This window comes from Actinomadura sp. SCN-SB, from assembly GCF_043906805.1.
GTDB lineage: Bacteria > Actinomycetota > Actinomycetes > Streptosporangiales > Streptosporangiaceae > Spirillospora.
Map to the genome: position 1 here is coordinate 158,087 of NZ_JBIMPP010000009.1, position 16,882 is coordinate 174,968.

A 16,882-nucleotide genomic window follows, 5' to 3' on the forward strand; every position below is an offset into this window, starting at 1 on the left:
TGCACCGGTTGGCGGACAACCTGGGGACCAGAGATGGCAACTACGCCGAACCTCGTCGTGGCGGGGGATCCGAGCGTCGCGGGAAAGTTGCGGGAGACCGGGAGGTTCCCCGCCGTGTTCGACGTCGCCTCGGCGGCCGAACTTCGCACCCTGTCCAGAAGCGGCCGGGTCGGCCGCCCGGCCGCGTTCATGTTCGCGCCTGGGTTCATCGAGGACCTTCCGGGCGCCGGCGTGAGCGTCCTGGCGAACGGGCTGGCGGGCAACGGCTTCACCGTGCTGGTCCACGACCATTTCAAGAAACGGGGGGACGAGTTCGGCTCCGGGGTGTGCGTCACCGGCGGCCGGGTGCGGCTGTCGGAACTGCTGACGATGCTCGGCGCCACCCGCAAACCGGACGGGATGACCGCGGCCGAGCCCCACGCAGTGCACACGGCGGCCACCCCCCGCGGTGCGGGCGCCGCGGCCGCCAAGCCGTCCATGCCCGACCTGCGTGTCGCGGGCGCTGCGGCCGCCAAGCCGTCCATGCCCGACCTTCGTGTCGCGGGCGCTGCGGCCGCCAAGCCGTCCATGCCCGACCTGCGTGTCGCGGGCGCTGCGGCCGCCAAGCCGTCCATGCCCGACCTTCGTGTCGCGGGCGCCGCGACCGCCGAGCCGTCCAGGCCCGCTGCCTCGCTCGCGTGGCCGGCGCGACGGCCGGTGGCCGCCGAGACGCCGGAATCCGCCGGCCGCCGCGGCAAGGTCATCGCCGTCACCGCGGCCAAGGGCGGGGTCGGCAAGACCAGCATGGCGGTGAATCTGGCCGTGTACGCGGCCCGCCTGCTGCAGGCGGTGGACAGGGCGGGCACGGTGGCCCTGGTGGACACCAACTTCCAGCAAGCCGACGTCGGGCGCTACCTCTCCCTGGACTCCCCGACGATTCTCGATGTGTTCCAGCACCCCGGAGCCCTGAACCCGCAGGCCCTGCGCGGCCACATGGCGCGCATCGCCGAGATAGACCTCTACGCGCTGCTCGGGCCGCCTGACATCGTGGCCGCCGACCCGGCCGTGATCAACGCGAAGCTGTACCAGCGGATCATCGCGGCGCTGCGGGACGCGTTCGACTTCGTGTTCGTCGATACGCCGGTGGCGGAGCTGTACCACACGACCTTCACCGAGCTGGTCCTGCCCGAGGCCGACGCGATACTCGTCCCGGTCGAGCCCAACCGGGTGACGTTGGAGGCCGCCCAAGCCTGGCTGCGGGCGATCACGTTGCCGCAGCACTCCCGGGACGGGCGCGTGGATCCGCGAAAGCTGTCGCTGGTGCTCAACCGGGCCCGCGGCGACGTGGACTGCGGCCCGGAGGACGTGATGGACCTGTTGTCCGGCTGGCGGCTCGTCGGGGTGATCCCCGACGACGAGGAGTGGATGCAGGCGGTGAACGAACACCGGCTGGTCGGCATGCACGTCGGCTCCGGGCTGGACGAAACGTTCCGCGAGATCCTTCAGGCCGTGACCGGTGAGACCGCGTTCGGCACGGCGACTCTCGACCCGCCGGGGAACGGCCGCGCGCATCGGTGGAAGAAGGTGCTCGGACTGAACCGAGTGTGATCAGCGCCGCCGACGAATCTCTCAGGGAAGGACCGACCATCATGGCGAGTGACCAGGACTCCGATCAGGGCATGGACTTCTGGGCGTCCATCGGCGTCACCGGCGCGGACGGGGACGGGGACGGGGCGGCCCCCGAACCGGATCAGGCGCCGCAGGGCGAACGGGCGGCCGGAAAGGGGCGCGCCCCCCGGGCCAAGGCGCCTAAACCACCCAAGGCGCCCAGGGAGGCCGACGAGGTCAGGGAAGAGAGAAAGGCGGGGAAGATCAAGGGATCCACGGAGGCCGGGGCGGCCGTGCCCGCGGCGAACGGCGCGCCCGCGGCGAAAGGCGCACCCGCGGCGAACGATGCGTCGTCGGAGCCGGCGTCCGTCCGGCCGGCGCAGTGGCCGGCCCCTCCCACGGCCGCGTCCGCTCCGTCCTGGGAGGCCGCCGAGCGGCTGTGCGACTCGCTGCGCGGGCACTTCACGGCGCGGCCGGCCGACGTCGTCGACGGTCCGGAGCGGGCGGCCGGGCTGAAAGCGCTGGCCGGGCCGGCTCAGGGAGACGGCGGCCTGGCCGCCAAGGTTCACGACCTGCTGAACGGATGGCATCTCCTGGGGGAACTGTGGCGCGACCCGGATGTGGAGGAGATTCACATCCGCGGCACCGAGGTGATGGTCTGCACTTCGTCCGGCGTTCGGGAGGTTCCCGGTTTCCCGGCCACCGACGCCGCGAGACGGGCCGTCGAGGCGGTCATCGTCTCCTCGGACGACGCGGGCGCCGTGTTGACCGAGTCCGGCGGCTCCATCATCGTGAGCCGCCGCAATCTCGGGCCCACGGACGCGGCCGCGCTCGTCGCGGCCGGCGTCGTCACCCGCCAGCAGATCTCCGAGGTCGAGCGGACGCTGCGGGACCTGAACGCCGTGACGCTGGAAGGGCCGGCGGCTCGGGTCGTCCTGCGGGCCTTCGCTTCGCTCATCCCGCCGGGCAGCCGGATCTTCCTGGGCCCGTTCGGGTTGCTCCCCCGGGGGTGCGTCGCGGCGGTGAGCCCGCTGTGCGCCGACTACGTCGTCGGGGTCCGCGTGGGTGGGGAGGCGGAGGAGATGGCGGCGGCCGGGCAACTCGGCGCCTTGATCGCCAACCCGCGGTCGCCGTTCACCACCGGGGTGCGGTACGCCGTCTCCGGGCGGTTCGCGGCGCCCGGCAAGGTCACCGCTCGCTGACCGGCGCCGCGGCGCCGGTCAGTCCCGCTCTCGGATCTCCAGTCGACGCGCGCGCGCCGCCGCCGCCAGCAGCGGACCCATGAGGCGGGTCACGGGCGTCCGGCGTACGGTACCCGGCATCCCGGCCAGTTCGGTGAGCGGCCGCACACCGGCTGTGCCGTGCAGTTCGAACCCGCGGACCGGATTCACCCACACCGTGCCCTGCTCGGTCTCCAGCACCGGGACCGGCCGCTCCGCCGGGGCGGCGGCCAGTTCCCCCAGCGACCACCCGTGGCGCCGGGTGGCGTCCGCGAACGCGGCGACCTGCTCCAGCTCACGCCGCAGCCGCGGCATCTGGTCGGCGTCGAACGCGGCCGGCCGGGAACCGAGCGCGGTGGCGTGGCCGCCGCCCAGCCGACCGGCGATCTCCGCGACCAGGTCCAGCACGCTGCGATGCAGGACACCGACGTCCTGGCCGTCGACGGTGAGCACCATGAAACCCAGCGTCCTGGCCGGCTCGTCCGGCCGGTCCCGTGCTGGTCGCGATTCATGCAATGGCGCTTTCTCCACCCCGGCGGCAACCTCGTCCGAACCCTACCGCTCAGCCGGCGTACGCCTTGATCGTACGGTCGGACTCCAGGATGAAGGTGGCCGCCTCGTCCGGCGTCAGTCCCAGCACATCCACGATCAGCCGGAGCGGGCCCATCTTCTCGGCGTCGCAGCGCTGGCATCTGGCGCGGTTGTCCTTGTACACCGTCATCGACGGATTCCTGTCGCCGTGGCGATGCCGGCTCGAGCGCGGGCAGTGCCAGTGGCCGGCGTCGCCGGCTTCGGGCGCCGAGCCCAGCCGCCTCAGCACGACACGGATGTCCACCTTGTTGGCCCGTGTGAGGCGCTCGTTGCGGTCGGAGACCGGGACGGGCGGCACCACCTCGGCGCCGCGGCGGCCGGCCCGCAGCAGTTGCCGGTGCCGCGCCGCGCCCCGCCGGATCTTTTCCAGGTCGATGCCCTGGTTCGGGTCGGCCTTGGTCACCGGAGCGGGCTCGGCCCCGGTGGACAGGTACGGGAACCGGTCCTCGGTCCGGCGGCGAATCGCGGCCACGATCATGAGCATGACCAGCGCGCCATGGGCCGACTCCGGCGGTACCATCCGAAGCCGCGCCGCGTAGCGGATCACGCTCACCGCCTCCGGGGTGGCCCTTCCGTCCGGGTCGAGGTGCACGGTCGGGATGCCCTCGGCCGCGGGGCCGCCGACCTGCGCCCACATCAGATGCCCCGGAGGTCTGCCGGCATCGGGGAGGTCCTCCTGGTCGAGCCGGGAGAACTCCAGGACGGCGCCGCCGGCGTACGCGTCGACACGCCGCCCGGCGAACCCGCACAGCGCGGTGTACGGCACCAGACAGCCGGGGCCTTCGGGCGCAAGGAAGATCACCCGTGACCGGAAGTCCTCGGGGGTCAGTCCGCTGGTCCGCAGCCCGTCGAGTGTCGAGGAGGTGATGTCGCCCTCGCCGGGGACGAGGTCCACGGTCTTGATGCCCTCCGGCCCCGGCGGCGACCCTGCGGTACGGACGGCGAGCACGTAGTCGGTCAGCTTGTTCATGTGTCCTTGCCTCCGTAGGTCCGTCAGCGTGGATTGCATGCTTACCGTCCTGACCGCGAGGCGATCCGCACCCGCTCGATTCGGCGCTTGCCGAATCGGCGCGCTCCCGAACGGTCATGACGATGGATCGGTGCCGAACCCGGCCAGGCTTACAACATAACCGGCGATTGGCCGACGGTCGGTGGAGGGGACACGAAGAAGGTGGACGTTGGCTAGAAGTACGCACATCAAGGAAGAGTTCTATGTTCTGCGTCTCTTCGATGACGACGTCCCGTTGTTCGTGGACGCGACCAAGTACGTCAGGCAGAACTTGCCGTTTCCGCTCAGCGCCAAGAAATCTTTGAAGGCCACCTGCGGTGTGCGCACCGACGACGAGGTGGTGGCGTTCAGCCTGCGCAACTACACGGCCAGGCAAGCCGAGAAGGAGATCGAGCACGTCGCGTCCGGGGGAGACGGGAAGGCCGGCGCGCGCAACCTGCTGGTCACCCGGATGCCCCGCAAGACGTTGCACAGCCTGAACGAGTCGGCGCGTTCGCTGGCGGTGGTGCTCCGCGACGAGGTGATCGTCGAGTTGGACGGCGAGCTGTACGTCCTGACGCTGACCCGGACCGGCGTTGAGGACCGGCTGAGCCTGACGGCCAAGCTGAGCCGGGTCGAGGACCGATACGTCTGGACCGCGATCGACGACCCGGACGTATGGTTCGAGCTTCCCGTCACCGGCGTCCGCCTGCGCGTCTTCCTGCGCTCCCCGGTCCGGGACCGGATTCTCGCGTACGGTTTCGCCGGCTATCTCACGCGCAAGCCCGGAGAGGCGGAGACGGTGACCCGGGCCACGGCGATGGCGCTCAACAGCGTGCTCGGCCTGGCGACGTTCCGGATGCTGTCCGCCCTGGCCCATGTCGACGTCCCGCCTCTGCCGTCCATTCCCCGGTTGCGCACTCCCGCCGAGCGGGTGGGCTTCACCGTTCCGGTGCTGCTCTTCACCGAGGAGGGGACCTTGGCGGCGCGCGGCCATGTGGCCGCGGAGATCGACCTGGACCACCTTGACCCGGTGACCGGGGCGCTCCAGTTCCACCTCGCGGAGGGCGCGGACATGGAATGGAACCCGGCGGTGGCGGGCACGGTGGCGTTCCCCGCCTATGAGAGAGTGCTGACCGACACCATTGCCGCCGTCGTCCAGAGGCTGCTGGGCCCGGAGGCGGTGAACGACATGGCTTACGACATCATGCTGTCCGATCTCGGCGAGGAGGCGGTGGCCCGCCTGCGCGCCGCTACCACCGGCCTGCCCGGGTTGAAGGCCACGCCCCGCTCGGCCGAGATACGGCCGGTACAGCCGGTCTGAGCCGCCCGCCCTCCCGCGTCACGGGTCAGGGAAGCGAACGACCGGCCGGATTGAGCCATAAAAGCGGACAGAAGCCGTATTCTAGGGCGGTATGCCGGGCGGTGCCGCATTTCCTCAAGGGTTCCGGAAACTGGGAAGCGCGGGGGAGGAGTCTCCGATATGTCGTGGATGAAGGGTGACGACGTCGTCACTCGCCTGGTTCCCGGTTATGACTCGCTTTCCGTGCTGCGTCGGGGGCAAACCGCCGTTGTTTACCGCGCGTTGCGGGACGGCACCGACGCGCCGGCGGCTCTCAAGGTGTTCCGGCGAAACCGGCCGGGATCGGCCGCGCCGGTGAACGACGAGCAATGGGCCGTCACCCTCGGCCTCGGCGCACATCCGCACATCCTCGAGATCTTCGACGCGGGCGTCACCTCGACGGGCCGGCCTTATGTGGCGATGCAGTACTGCCCCGACGGGTCCTACGCCGACATCCTGGCCGCCCGCGGCCCGCTGCCGGTGGATGAGGTCGTCCAGATGGGTACCGCGGTGGTGACGGCGCTGACGGCGGCGCATGCGGCGGGCCAGTTGCACAGGGCTGTGACACCGGGCAACGTACTGCGCGGTGAGGCCGGGGCCCTGCTGGCCGATTTCCCCGTCTGCCGCGCGCCGGAGGAGCTTTCGGACGCCTTGGGTGTCCGCGTGATCCGTCACCTCGCGCCCGAGATCCTGGAGGGATCCCCTGCGTCACCGGCGTCCGACATCTACGCTCTCGCCTCCACCATGTGGACACTGCTGGCCGGTTATCCACCTTTCGCCGACCCCGGTGGCGCCGAGCCCGATGTCGTCATCTACCGGGAACGGGTACTGAGGGACCCGGCGCCGATGATCCGGCGCGGGGACGTGCCGGACGCACTCCAGAACGTCCTGTCGAGGGCCATGGCCCGCGACCCCGACCGCCGTTTCGGCGACGGTGAGGAGTTCGCCCTGGCGCTGTCGGCGGCCGCATGGTCGGCCGCGGCGGAACCGAAGCAGGCCGCCCGGCCCGAACCGGGGACGACGGTGGGATGGGGCTTCTTCGACGTGGAGCCCGACGCGTCGCCATCGCCCGAGCCTCCGGAGACGGATCCGGTTGCGCCCGCCAAGGCGGAGTCCGCCGAACCGGCGCGTCCCGAACCGGCGCCCGAGTCCGGGGAGTCCTGGCTGGACGAGGAGTGGCTGACGTTCACGGACCGGCACGCGCCGGATCCCGACCCGGACGGGGAGCCGCGGCCGCCGGAACGCCATCCCGAACTCATCCTGGACTTGGACGAGGCGACCGGGCGAGAACCGGGCCAAGGCGAGGCCGAGGGCGATCGGGTCCAGCCGGCAGCGCCGCCTACCGACGACGTCTCCCCGGTCCCCGCGCCCCAGCCTTTCGCGGTGTCCGAGGCTCCGGAGTCGCAGTCGCCGTCGCAGTCACCGGCGCCCGCGCCCCAGCCTTTCGCGGTGTCCGAGGCTCCGGAGTCGCAGTCACAGTCGCAGTCGCCGGCGCCCGCGTCCCGGCCCCGCACATCGTCCAAGTCCCCGCTCTTCCCGGCTTCCGATCCGCAGCCGTTCGGCGCGTCCGAGGTCCCGGCGCCGGATCCCCAGCCGTTCGGGGCGTCCGAAGCCCCGCCTTCCCCGGCTCCCGCGTTCCAGCCCTTCGCGGCGGAGGAGCACCGGCCGGCCGTGTCCGGTGAGCCCCGCCCGATCGCGACCGCGAGCACGCCGGGAATGAGCGCGGAGGCGCCGCCCGAGCCCGATCACGTCCCCCTACGGCACCATGAGGACGACGTCCCGCCGGGACACCGCGTCCCGCCCGTCCAGCCCGCCTATCCCCGTAGCCGCCGCTCGGCGTACGTATCCGCCGCGATCGGCGGAGCGGTGCTCGGTTTGATCCTGTACGCCGTCTTCGGGCTGCGCGGGGGGCCGCCCCCGTCCGATGGCGGGGCCAAGGCGTCCATGAAGACGGGTGCCTCGCCGAGCACGATGGTCACGGTGCGAAAAGCGGGAGGCCACACCCCGCGGCGGGTCCGGATCGTCGACCGCCAGATCGCGGTGGTGCTGACGTGGGAGGACGCCAGTGACGGCGCGGCCTCCCACTATGTGGTGGGAGGCCCCCGGGGGCGGACGCCCACCAGGTTGGCCGAGGCGGCGGCCGGTACCGCGAAAGCCGAGATCAGCGGGCTGAACCCGACCGTGGACTACTGCTTCGCCGTGGTCGCGATCCTCTCGATCGACCAGGTCGCCGCCACCAAGCCCGTCTGCACCACGCGCACCCCGTGACCTCTCGCGTCATCAGGCGGCCGCGATCACCAGAACAAGGGACGAGGGTCGAGCCACCACAGCAGTCTGCGCAGCGGCGGTTGTGACCTGCGCAGCGTCCGGGAATAGGTGCTGATGAGGTCGGCCGCCGCCGCCGCGTCGCCCGGACCGGCCGCCGGCCGCGGCCCGAAGCCGGCAGCGTTCACCTGCCCGGCGAGCCACGCCAGATCGGGATACCGGGTCGCGACGTCCTGGGCGGTGTAGGCCGCGGGAACGGGTCGTCCCGCCAGGCGAAGCGCGTCCAGCGCCTCCGCCCAGGCGCCCAGGATCCGCTCGGCGGGCGCACCCCGGCGCAGCCGTCTGCGAGTTCGGCGACGGCGCAGCGCCGGCACGGCGAGCAGCGGCGACACGAGGAGTCCCACTCCGGCGGCCACGAGGATCGGCGCCCACATCCGGGTGCCGCGATCGCCGTCCCGGGTGCCGTGTTCCGACACGCCCGGTCCGGCCGGCTGCCCGGCTGAGGGCCGTTGGGACGGCCGGCTGTTCGGCCTCGTGCTCGGTACGGCCCCCTCGGGGGCGGCCCGCGAACCGGTGGTGGTCCGGCTGCCTGGTATGACGTCGAACGGCACCCAGCCGACGTCCTTGAAGTAGATCTCACCCCAGGCGACCGCGTCGCCGGTGTGAATCCACCGGTGGCCGGATCCGTCGGGCCGCCCCTGCCCGAATCCCACGACGACCCTGCTGGGCAGCCCGGCGGCGCGTGCCAGAACGGCGAACGCGCTCGCGAACTGGTCGGCGGTGCCCGCCCCCTGCCGCCCCCCGCCAGGGGCTACCAGGAACGAGGCGAGGCTGGCGTACCCGTGGCCGCCCCGGGCCCGGTTGTCGAGGACGTAGTGCTCGCGCAGGTACTCGGCCAGCCGCGCCGCCTGGTGGTACGGGGCGCCCCTTCCGGCAACGAGCACGGCCAGGTCCCTGATGCGCGCGGGCGGCTCCGGGGTCAGCTCTCGATAGATCTGCAACGCCGGGTCGGTGGGCACCAGCGCGCCGGCCAGGTCGGCCGGCCGCCAGTCCGGCACCGAACCGGTGACCGCGTACCGGCGTCCGGCGCTCTGCCCGCCGCGTGTCACCAGCGTGCCCGAGTTCGGGTCGTAGGCCACCGCGAGGCCCCGCACGCTGCGCGGGTATCCGGTGGTCGGCAGCCAGGGGCCGGGCAGATCCCCTACGGTGATGTCCGCGGTGTGAGCGGTGGCGCGCCGGGGCACCGGACTCGGTGGCGGGAGCCGGACGCCGGCCGGGCGGTACGCCGCCTCGGGCAGCCAGGTATGGCCGGTGAACTCCGCCAGCGTCACCCACCGGAGCTCGACGGGCCGGTCGGCGCGTACCCGCAGCAGCCGTTCGTTCGGCCGCCGCCCCCAGGCCGGCAGGTAGCTCAGCGGGTTGACGAGGTCCTGCGAAACCGTGGGCGGCCGTGCCACCGACCGGGGGTCAGGGGGGCGCCGCGACCAGTCCGCCATGATCGGTGGTCCGGCGAGCCCGGCGAGCGCGGCGAGCGCGGCGGCCGAGGCCAGCGTCCGCATGACCGTGCGGGTGTCGGGACGCCTGAACGGGCCACCGCCGGAGCCTGCGGGCGCCACGGTGCCCAGCAGCATCGCGGCGGTGGCCGCCAGGATGGCCACGGCGCCATGGCCTGGCCTGTCGGTGGGACCGGCCAGCACCACCGCACCGGTCAGCAGGGCCACCGGTGGCAGCAGCGCGGTCAGCGGGCGGGCCCTGCGCAACGCCGACGCCGACGCCGCGCCGGCCAGCCACGTCGCCAGCAGCGGGAGGGTGAGGGTGTCCACGGTCGCCGGCGCCGGGGGAGTCGTCGTCAGGATGCGGGCGCCCGAATGCAGCAACGCGTCGGCCGCCCCGGGGATCGCGCCCGGAACCGGCCCCGGCCGCCATGCCGCCAGTGCCGTCACACAGGCCAGGGGCACCAGCAGCCCGCACAGGAGGGCGCCGGCGGCGGACAGACGCGCGGCCAGACCCGCCGCGACGGCCACCGACAGCGCCGCCGCACATCCGAGCAGCGCGAGCACCGGCGCCGGCTCGTCGTAGCCGGGGGCGAACACCAGCGCCGGGGCGCCCACCGCCATGATCAGCGCCGTGTGCGCCGCGATGGCACCGCCGCGGCCTCCCGGCGGACCGGCGCCGGCCCTCACCGCCACTCTCGTACCTTGTCCCAGCGCTGGGCCAGTTCCCCGGCATCGGCGGCCGTCAGGACGAGCAGCCCCGGCATGGCCACATCGCGTGTGGCGCCGATCAGACCCACGACGAGAGCGGCGTAGCAGTTGCGCAGCTCGCCGAGCACCACCAGGTCCGCCGTATCGGCGGCGGCGCTGATCAGGACGACGACGTCTCCGGCCGGGCGCAGCCGCAGCAGCCGGCACGCGGTGACCAGTTCGGGGTCCGCGGAACCCGCGGCGGTGGGAGGGTCCGCGGACGGCTCGTGTCGGTCACCCGGGCGGGCGGGGGCGGCCGTCGCCGGTGTCATCTCGGCGAGCAGGTCGAGCATGGCGGTGAGACCGGTCCTCCCGTCGGCACGGCGCCCCCCGATCAGCTGAAGCTCGACGCCGAGCCCGGCCCGGCACGACGCGACGAGTACCGACGCGGCGGCGGCCGCCACTTCGTCCAGCTCGCCGAGCCCGGTCACCCGCCGGTCCACCAGGACGACGATCCGGGGCCGTGAGGTGTCGACGTGCTCGCGCGTCATGAGCCGCCCCTGCCGCGCGGAGCTGCGCCAGTGCACCCGCCGCAGGTCGTCGCCCGGGACGTACTCCCGCAACCCATGGAAGGTCAGGCCGCCCGAGTCGGCGGCGTCCCGCCGCCCATCGGGGTCGACGACCGCGCCGTTCGGGACCGCGCGCATCGGGTGCACCGGTGGGTGCACCAGCACCCGTGTGGTCTCGCCGTGGCGGCGGACGCTGCTCGCCAAGCCCAGCGCGTCGACCCGACCGGCCTCCAGCGGGCCGATGTCGAACACGCCCCGGCGGCCCGCGCGGAATTCGTAGCCGGCCTGGGCGGGGAGCGCCCGCAGCTCCGGCAGCGGCCGCCGTACGAGGCCGTCCGGACCGTCGACCCATTCCGCGGCCACCAGGACGCGCCGTGGCCTGCGGCCACGCGTCTCGGCCGCGACATCGAGCGTCACCTTGATCATGTCCCCCTCACGCACCCGGGCGTCGGCCACCAGACGCCGAACCCGGAGCCGGGCGGGCCACCCGGCCTGCACGATCCCGGCTGCGACGGCGACCAGGGCCACGGCGCCGAGCAGCGCCAGCTCCCTGTAGCCGAGGAGCAGGCCCACCGCCAGCAGCGCCGCGCCGCTTGCGGCCACCAGCAGTCCCCGTTGGGTCGGCATGGCGTTCAGACGCGCTCGGCGGCCGCGTACGCCGCTCCGGGCTGCGGCGCCGGCGTCGTCTCCAGAATCTGCTCCAGCAGTGCGTCGGCGGTCAGATCACGCAGCGCCGCATCGGAGGTCAGCATCAGCCGGTGCGCCAGCACCGGCCCGGCCAGCGTCTTGACGTCCTCGGGGAGCACGAACGGCCGCCCGTCGGCGAGGGCATGCGCCTGCGCGGCGCGGATCAACCCGACCGTGGCGCGCGGGGACACGCCCAGCCGCAGCGCGGGATGCTCCCGGGTGACCCGCGCGATCTTGAGCACGTAGTCGTACACCGAGTCGTGCACGTACACGCGCTTGGCCAGCTCGCCCATCAGGGAGATCCCCTTGGCGTCGGTCACCGGCTCCACCTCGTCCGCGGAACGCCGCGCCGCGCCGCGCATCAGCGCCCCCTCCACGGCCGCGTTGGGATAGCCCAGTGACAGACGCACCATGAAGCGGTCGAGTTGCGCCTCGGGCAGCCGGTAGGTGCCGTCCATCTCCACCGGGTTCTGCGTCGCGACGACCAGGAACGGCCTCGGCACGGGGTGCCGCCTGCCGTCCACGGTGACGTGCCGCTCCTCCATCACCTCCAGCAGCGCGGACTGGGTCTTGGGGGACGCGCGGTTGATCTCGTCGGCGATCAGCACGTTCGCGAACACCGGACCGGGATGGAACTCGAACCGGCCCGTCGCCTGGTCGAAGACGGTGACGCCGGTGACGTCGGAGGGCAGCAGGTCGGGGGTGAACTGGATCCGCCGCCACGTACCGGTCATCACCGCGGCGATGGCGCGGGCCAGGGTCGTCTTGCCCACTCCGGGCACGTCCTCGAAGAGGATGTGCCCTTCGTTGAACAGTGCGGTGAGTGCCAGCCGCACGACGTCGGGCTTGCCGAGGACGACCGTTTCGATGGCGGTGGCGATCCGGTCCGCCTCGTCGGATGCGATGGCGGCCTCGTTCGGAGTCAACGGTCTGGAAGTGTCGTTCACTGAGTCCCAACTCTGGCGTTCACGTCGCCCCGCTGCCCGCGGGGCGTCCACTGTCGTCCCGATGACCGGCCGTCCCGTCGTCACGCGCCGTCCGGGCACGGTGGGACCGTCCGGAATCCCCCCGAGCCCGCCATCGTGAGACGGCGGGCCGATCGCCACCGTCGACCATCACTCGCCGGGGAGGTGTCCGGGGATCTGCCCGGGGGCGCCGGAGCCACCACCGCCGGGGTCGACGGAGATGACGTCCCCACCACCGACCCCGGGACCGATGGTCTTCTCGGGCATGGGGGTGGTGTCCCCACCGCCGATCTCGATGGGGTCGGGGGCACTACCGCCGGGGTTGGGGGTGCCACCGCCGGGGTTGGGGGCCCTCGGCGAGGAGATCACTACGCTGTTGCTCGGGGCACTGGTGCCGCTGCTGACTCCGGAGCCGCTACGGGCGACGACGGTGAACGTCCAGGACCCGTCGGGCATGTCGGCGATGGTCATCTGCACCTTGGGCCGCCCGTCGACGTAGACGACCGGTGAGGTGCCCCAGGTGCGTGAGGGGTAGCTCGCGCCGCCCGCGTGGTTGGTCGCGGTGATGACGTACTGGTCGGCCCCGGTGACCTGGTCCCAGCACACTTCGACGGCACCGTTCGCCACTACCTCCGCGCTGACCCTGGTGGGGGTGTCGAGGCGTGCCGCAGCCGGTGTGACCTGCCCCGACTGGGCGAAGGCGCCGGTGCCGAAGCGGTTGGTCGCGGCCACCCGGAAGCGGTACGCACGGCCGTTGGTCAACCCTGTCACCGTGGTGCTCAACTGGTCACCGGCCACCGTGCGCTCACCGCCGTCCCACGTCACCCGGTAGCCGGTGACGGGGGCGTCCGGCGAGTACGCCGCCTCCCACGACAGCCTGACCTGCCGGTCACCGGCCAACGCGACCACCGGTACCGGCGCCCCTGGCGGATCACTGCCCTGCTGCGCCGGGGGCGTGGAGGGCGTCTCCGGTGGGGGCTCGGACGACTGCGGCGGTCCGGAGGGAGTGTCGCGATTGTCGGGCGGGTCGGGGTCGCGCTTCTCTTCGCCGCCGATGGTGGACGGCCCCTCTGTCTTGTCGACGACCTTGACCTGGTGCTGCGGTGTGACGGTGACGGCGTTGGGGCCGTCGGGATCGTTGATGAACAGGTTGGCGTCCTGAACCCGGAGTTCCAGGCCGGCGCCGCCGCGGCTGCCGGCACCGGGGATGGTGATCACGCTCACCTGGGCGCCGCCCGGCTTGTACACCCGCACCCGGCGTCCCTCGGAGTCGGGCACGTAGAGCCGTCCGGAGAAGGGCACCGCGGGGCCCGGGACCCGGCTGTGCACCGACGTCTTCCGCGCCGTGGTCCCACCGCTCAGCACATTGTCGATCGTCACCACGGCACGCGCGGACGGCACGGTGACGGCGGCGAGCGACCCCTCCGTGCGATCGGGCGCGGTCGCATCGGTCAGCGTCACAGGTGAGGTGATCTCACGGCTCTTCTCCCCGTCGACCACCACCAGCCGGCCGCCCTTGCGGTCGGCCGCCAACGCGCCCCGGTCGAGCACGGTGAACGCCAGATCACCGCCGGGCCGGCTGACCGGGACCGTGTGGGTCACCTTCGGTACGTCCTCGGTCAGGCGGACGCCGATGGCCGTCCCCTGCCCCGGTGAGGCGACCCACAGTTCCCCCTTGCCGTCGAACTCCCCGCCGACCAGCGGGCCGGGCAGGCGCAGCCCGTGCCCCGCCGGTTGCAGGGTGGCCGGGTCGAGCTTGCGGATCTCCCCGTTCGTCCGGTCGATGAGAAAAGCGTCCTTGTCGTTGAGGGCGATATGGAAGCTCCCCCGCGTGCCCACGTCCAGCCGGCCGGAGAAGCCCAGGGACGTCAGGTCCACCGAGGTGACCCGGCCGCTGTCGAGGTCGTGCAGGATCAGGTACCTGTCGTTCTGCGTGACGATCACCCGGTGTCCCCGCGAGTGCGGCACGGGCTGGCGCAGATCGACCTCGCCGGTCTGCGCGTTGACCCGGCTGACCTGTGCCTTCCCGCTGCTCCACAGCCAGCCGCTGCCGTCGAAGACGTTGGCGGTTCGGCCGAGGGCGCCGACCCCGAACACGGTCGCCAGCAATGCGAGCGCCAGCACCCCCGCGGTTCCCGCCGATAGGCCACTGCGGATCCGGAGTCTGACTGCGGCGAGTCGATCCCTCACGGTGGTCCTTCCGATTCACCAGTCCTCATCACCGGGTCGGGCACGTGAAACCACCCATCGGCGCTCTGGTGCGGCCTTGCCCAGCCGACGACATGAACAAAATAAGGCTATCTGAGCATCACAGAGACATCCATGAACACCTGATAACACTTCCAGCTCGGATAACTCATCACGGTCGGTCGGCCACTTTCCGTGTCGTTCCGGCGGGTACCGCCGGCCGGAGGCGTTCCCCGGCGCCGATCTGCGAACAAAGACGGCCCGGTGACCGCCGCCCGCAGGTAAACCCACGTGGAGCCGTACCAACGATCTTCGATGGCTGAGGCTGATAGGCGGAAGGTGTTCGAGCGGTGCATCCGCCTGAGACCGCTCCGGAGCCGGAAACCACGCGCCTCCGATCGTGTTCTTACTGGTCAGAGGGTTGCTGCGGGATGGCGTTAAGGATGACGCTGAGGGTTTCGAACCCGGGCACTACCCGGGTGACTACGAGTGTCAGCACGTCATCCGGTCCGAGGATGACGACTGTGAACGCGGCGTACAGCACGACCGCGACCGCGCTCCCGATCCGCAACTGAGCGGGGAGCCCCCGTGGTGACCGCCCACGCGAGCCTCCCCACAGCGCGCCGAACACGAGCGCCAGTTGGAGTTTGACAGCGGACGAGAACGACGACGAAGACACCCGCGGCTGGGACCGTGACAGCCTAACCGCGACCTTTCACCTCGAAATATCTCGCCCGTTATCGCGGGCCCGCTCCCGAACGCATGGATCTACCGGCCGCTGCCCGAATCGCTTCCCGAGCGGCGTGTCCTGATCGTCGCCCACGACTGCACCGCCCTCGCCCCGGACCTCAGCCACGAACACAAGCTCATCGGCCTGTTAGAAGTCCCAGGACTGCACATGCCCGACGTCTACCGAGAGGGTATTCGCTCAGGTGTGGAAAGTGATCTTGCCGGGGAGCAAGTGATCGAGTCGCTGAACTACCAGTTCCGCAAGGTCACCAAAGCCCGCGGGCACTTCCCCGCCGACGACGCGGTGGTCAAGCTGCTGTGGCCGGCCATCCTCAACATCGAGGACGAACGCGCCCGCGAACGCGCCGCACGAGCCGCCCAGGCCGGCTACCCCGCACGCTTCATCGAATCACCACAAGATCATCTTTACACCCGGCGGCCGGATGTGCAGCCCCATCCCCGGCGGCGGAACGGAATGCTTCTATCCACCACTGAAGGCTGTCACGTAACGCGGGCCGTGGCTGCTCGATGATCTTGTGTGGGTCAGGTGATCACAGCGGCTGAGCAGGAGTGGATCGGCCCGTTCACCGGGCTGTCGTCACGGCGGTTCCGCACGCTTGTGCGCATGGTGGCCCAGCGGGGCGGTACGCAGATCGCCGATGGCCGCCCAGGTCGTCCATGGACGTTGCCGCCGGCCGACCACGGCGGGATGACGTCGCTCGGCTCTGGTGCATCTGGCTTCGCGGTCACCTGCGCTTCCAGCGGATCAGGCGGTGCGAGATCTGCCATACCGAAATGATCAAACCTAGGGCGGAAGCGAGGAACATCGAACCCAGGAAGAGCGGCCAGGCGTCGCTTCCGGTTTCATATGCCTTATTGCCACGATAGATGGCCTCGACGGAGGGGTCTTGGCCGTAGGCGCAGGCATCTGGTAGCGGGGGCTCGTTATCTGTCGAGCCGTCCAGATCGGGCGACTGCGGGTCCTGCTTGAGGCCGGGGTCTCTGGACAACTCAGGGTCCAAGTCGGACTCCGCCTTTTTCATCGCGGGGTCCACGCAAGCCACGCCGCCGACGAGGCGGACGCCGTGGCGTCTCACGAAGCCTTTGTGCGGAGTGAAGATCCCGTACCAGGTACATGTCGGGTCGCCCCATCTGCTGCTGGTCGGTTCACAGCGGGTCGGGGTGAACGTGCCATGCTCGCCGTGGCCGAGTCTGGCCGCCAAGGCGTCCCCGCCTTCGATGATGGAGAAGGCAAGCCCGGCCAGGCAGGCCAAAGGTAACAAGATGACACCGAGAAACTTCCTCAACATCCGCTCGCCCGGATCATCCACCTTCGCCTCCCGTGCTCGCCGGCCAGATCCTGCGACCTTATAGCTTGAAGTGTGGAAAGACCTTGCTCCCGTGGATTCAATAGCGGACTTCAAGCCGGCCATTCGGGACGTCCGGCGCCGGTACCGCTCCCTTGGCCTGGTGACAAGCTGTCGACGCCCGTGGTAACCGAGGATTCCGGATTGGACCCACCGTGAACCCATGAGCAGAGCGAGAAAGCGCCGGGCCGCGATGCGATTA

Annotated in this window: 11 protein-coding genes and 2 pseudogenes; 6 read left to right on the forward strand and 7 right to left on the reverse strand. The window is 71.6% G+C overall.

Annotation, left to right across the window (positions count from 1 at the left end; all coding sequences use genetic code 11):
• The first annotated feature begins 33 nt into the window (after window positions 1-33).
• Both ACGWYJ_RS08600 and ACGWYJ_RS08605 read left to right on the forward strand, forming a co-directional pair.
• Window positions 34-1,587, forward strand: coding sequence for a CpaE family protein (locus tag ACGWYJ_RS08600; protein WP_395105147.1), 1,554 nt, complete (start codon window positions 34-36; stop codon window positions 1,585-1,587).
• A gap of 41 nt (window positions 1,588-1,628) precedes the next feature.
• The gene (locus tag ACGWYJ_RS08605) at window positions 1,629-2,789 is read left to right on the forward strand and encodes a hypothetical protein (protein ID WP_395105148.1); all 1,161 of its coding nucleotides are present in this window, start codon (window positions 1,629-1,631) and stop codon (window positions 2,787-2,789) included.
• Window positions 2,790-2,807: 18 nt separating this feature from the next.
• On the opposite strand, the gene ACGWYJ_RS08610 is transcribed toward ACGWYJ_RS08605, so the two are convergent.
• Together ACGWYJ_RS08610 and ACGWYJ_RS08615 are read right to left on the reverse strand one after the other, a co-directional pair.
• Entirely contained in the window at window positions 2,808-3,263 is a 456-nt protein-coding gene (locus ACGWYJ_RS08610) for a hypothetical protein (protein WP_395105149.1), read from the reverse strand.
• A gap of 106 nt (window positions 3,264-3,369) precedes the next feature.
• Complete coding sequence (locus ACGWYJ_RS08615; protein ID WP_395105150.1) at window positions 3,370-4,368, reverse strand: hypothetical protein; 999 nt, start codon at window positions 4,366-4,368, stop codon at window positions 3,370-3,372.
• A gap of 208 nt (window positions 4,369-4,576) precedes the next feature.
• Here ACGWYJ_RS08615 and ACGWYJ_RS08620 point away from each other — a divergent pair, with 208 nt between their 5' ends.
• Together ACGWYJ_RS08620 and ACGWYJ_RS08625 are read left to right on the forward strand one after the other, a co-directional pair.
• Window positions 4,577-5,710: a hypothetical protein gene (locus ACGWYJ_RS08620; protein WP_395105151.1), complete on the forward strand. Its 1,134-nt coding sequence runs from the start codon at window positions 4,577-4,579 to the stop codon at window positions 5,708-5,710.
• Between the two features lie 168 nt (window positions 5,711-5,878).
• Window positions 5,879-7,996, forward strand: a complete 2,118-nt coding sequence (locus ACGWYJ_RS08625) for a protein kinase (protein ID WP_395105158.1) — start codon at window positions 5,879-5,881, stop codon at window positions 7,994-7,996.
• A gap of 26 nt (window positions 7,997-8,022) precedes the next feature.
• Here the strand turns inward: ACGWYJ_RS08625 and ACGWYJ_RS08630 are convergent, their stop codons facing one another.
• The 4 genes from ACGWYJ_RS08630 to ACGWYJ_RS08645 all read right to left on the reverse strand — a co-directional run bounded on the left by ACGWYJ_RS08630 (window position 8,023) and on the right by ACGWYJ_RS08645 (window position 14,521).
• Complete coding sequence (locus ACGWYJ_RS08630; RefSeq protein ID WP_395105152.1) at window positions 8,023-10,182, reverse strand: transglutaminaseTgpA domain-containing protein; 2,160 nt, start codon at window positions 10,180-10,182, stop codon at window positions 8,023-8,025.
• A complete protein-coding gene (locus ACGWYJ_RS08635) occupies window positions 10,173-11,372 on the reverse strand; it encodes a DUF58 domain-containing protein (protein ID WP_395105153.1) in 1,200 nt (399 codons plus the stop codon). The genes ACGWYJ_RS08630 and ACGWYJ_RS08635 overlap by 10 nt, the downstream gene beginning before the upstream one ends.
• 5 nt (window positions 11,373-11,377) lie before the next feature.
• On the reverse strand, window positions 11,378-12,358 hold the full coding sequence (locus ACGWYJ_RS08640; RefSeq protein WP_395105154.1) for an AAA family ATPase: 981 nt from the start codon (window positions 12,356-12,358) through the stop codon (window positions 11,378-11,380).
• 189 nt (window positions 12,359-12,547) lie between these two features.
• Window positions 12,548-14,521, reverse strand: coding sequence for a fibronectin type III domain-containing protein (locus tag ACGWYJ_RS08645; RefSeq protein ID WP_395105155.1), 1,974 nt, complete (start codon window positions 14,519-14,521; stop codon window positions 12,548-12,550).
• Window positions 14,522-15,548: 1,027 nt separating this feature from the next.
• Between ACGWYJ_RS08645 and ACGWYJ_RS08650 the strand changes: the two are divergent.
• Both ACGWYJ_RS08650 and ACGWYJ_RS08655 read left to right on the forward strand, forming a co-directional pair.
• Window positions 15,549-15,845, forward strand: a pseudogene (locus ACGWYJ_RS08650) (hypothetical protein); the annotation flags it as partial.
• 6 nt (window positions 15,846-15,851) lie between these two features.
• Window positions 15,852-16,013 (forward strand): annotated as a pseudogene (locus ACGWYJ_RS08655) (IS5/IS1182 family transposase); the annotation flags it as partial.
• A gap of 46 nt (window positions 16,014-16,059) precedes the next feature.
• On the opposite strand, the gene ACGWYJ_RS08660 reads toward ACGWYJ_RS08655, so the two are convergent.
• Window positions 16,060-16,644 (reverse strand): hypothetical protein, encoded by a 585-nt coding sequence (locus ACGWYJ_RS08660; protein ID WP_395105156.1) that lies wholly within the window; start codon window positions 16,642-16,644, stop codon window positions 16,060-16,062.
• Window positions 16,645-16,882 lie beyond the last annotated feature (238 nt).

What these genes read in the sequence shown, in the direction of transcription:
- ACGWYJ_RS08610 (WP_395105149.1), bottom strand. Translation starts at nt 3,263, where the DNA reads ATGGTGCTCACCGTCGACGGCCAGGACGTCGGTGTCCTGCATCGCAGC.
- ACGWYJ_RS08615 (WP_395105150.1), bottom strand. Translation starts at nt 4,368, where the DNA reads ATGAACAAGCTGACCGACTACGTGCTCGCCGTCCGTACCGCAGGGTCG.
- ACGWYJ_RS08625 (WP_395105158.1), top strand. Translation starts at nt 5,879, where the DNA reads ATGAAGGGTGACGACGTCGTCACTCGCCTGGTTCCCGGTTATGACTCG.
- ACGWYJ_RS08600 (WP_395105147.1), top strand. Translation starts at nt 34, where the DNA reads ATGGCAACTACGCCGAACCTCGTCGTGGCGGGGGATCCGAGCGTCGCG.
- ACGWYJ_RS08635 (WP_395105153.1), bottom strand. Translation starts at nt 11,372, where the DNA reads ATGCCGACCCAACGGGGACTGCTGGTGGCCGCAAGCGGCGCGGCGCTG.
- ACGWYJ_RS08605 (WP_395105148.1), top strand. Translation starts at nt 1,629, where the DNA reads ATGGCGAGTGACCAGGACTCCGATCAGGGCATGGACTTCTGGGCGTCC.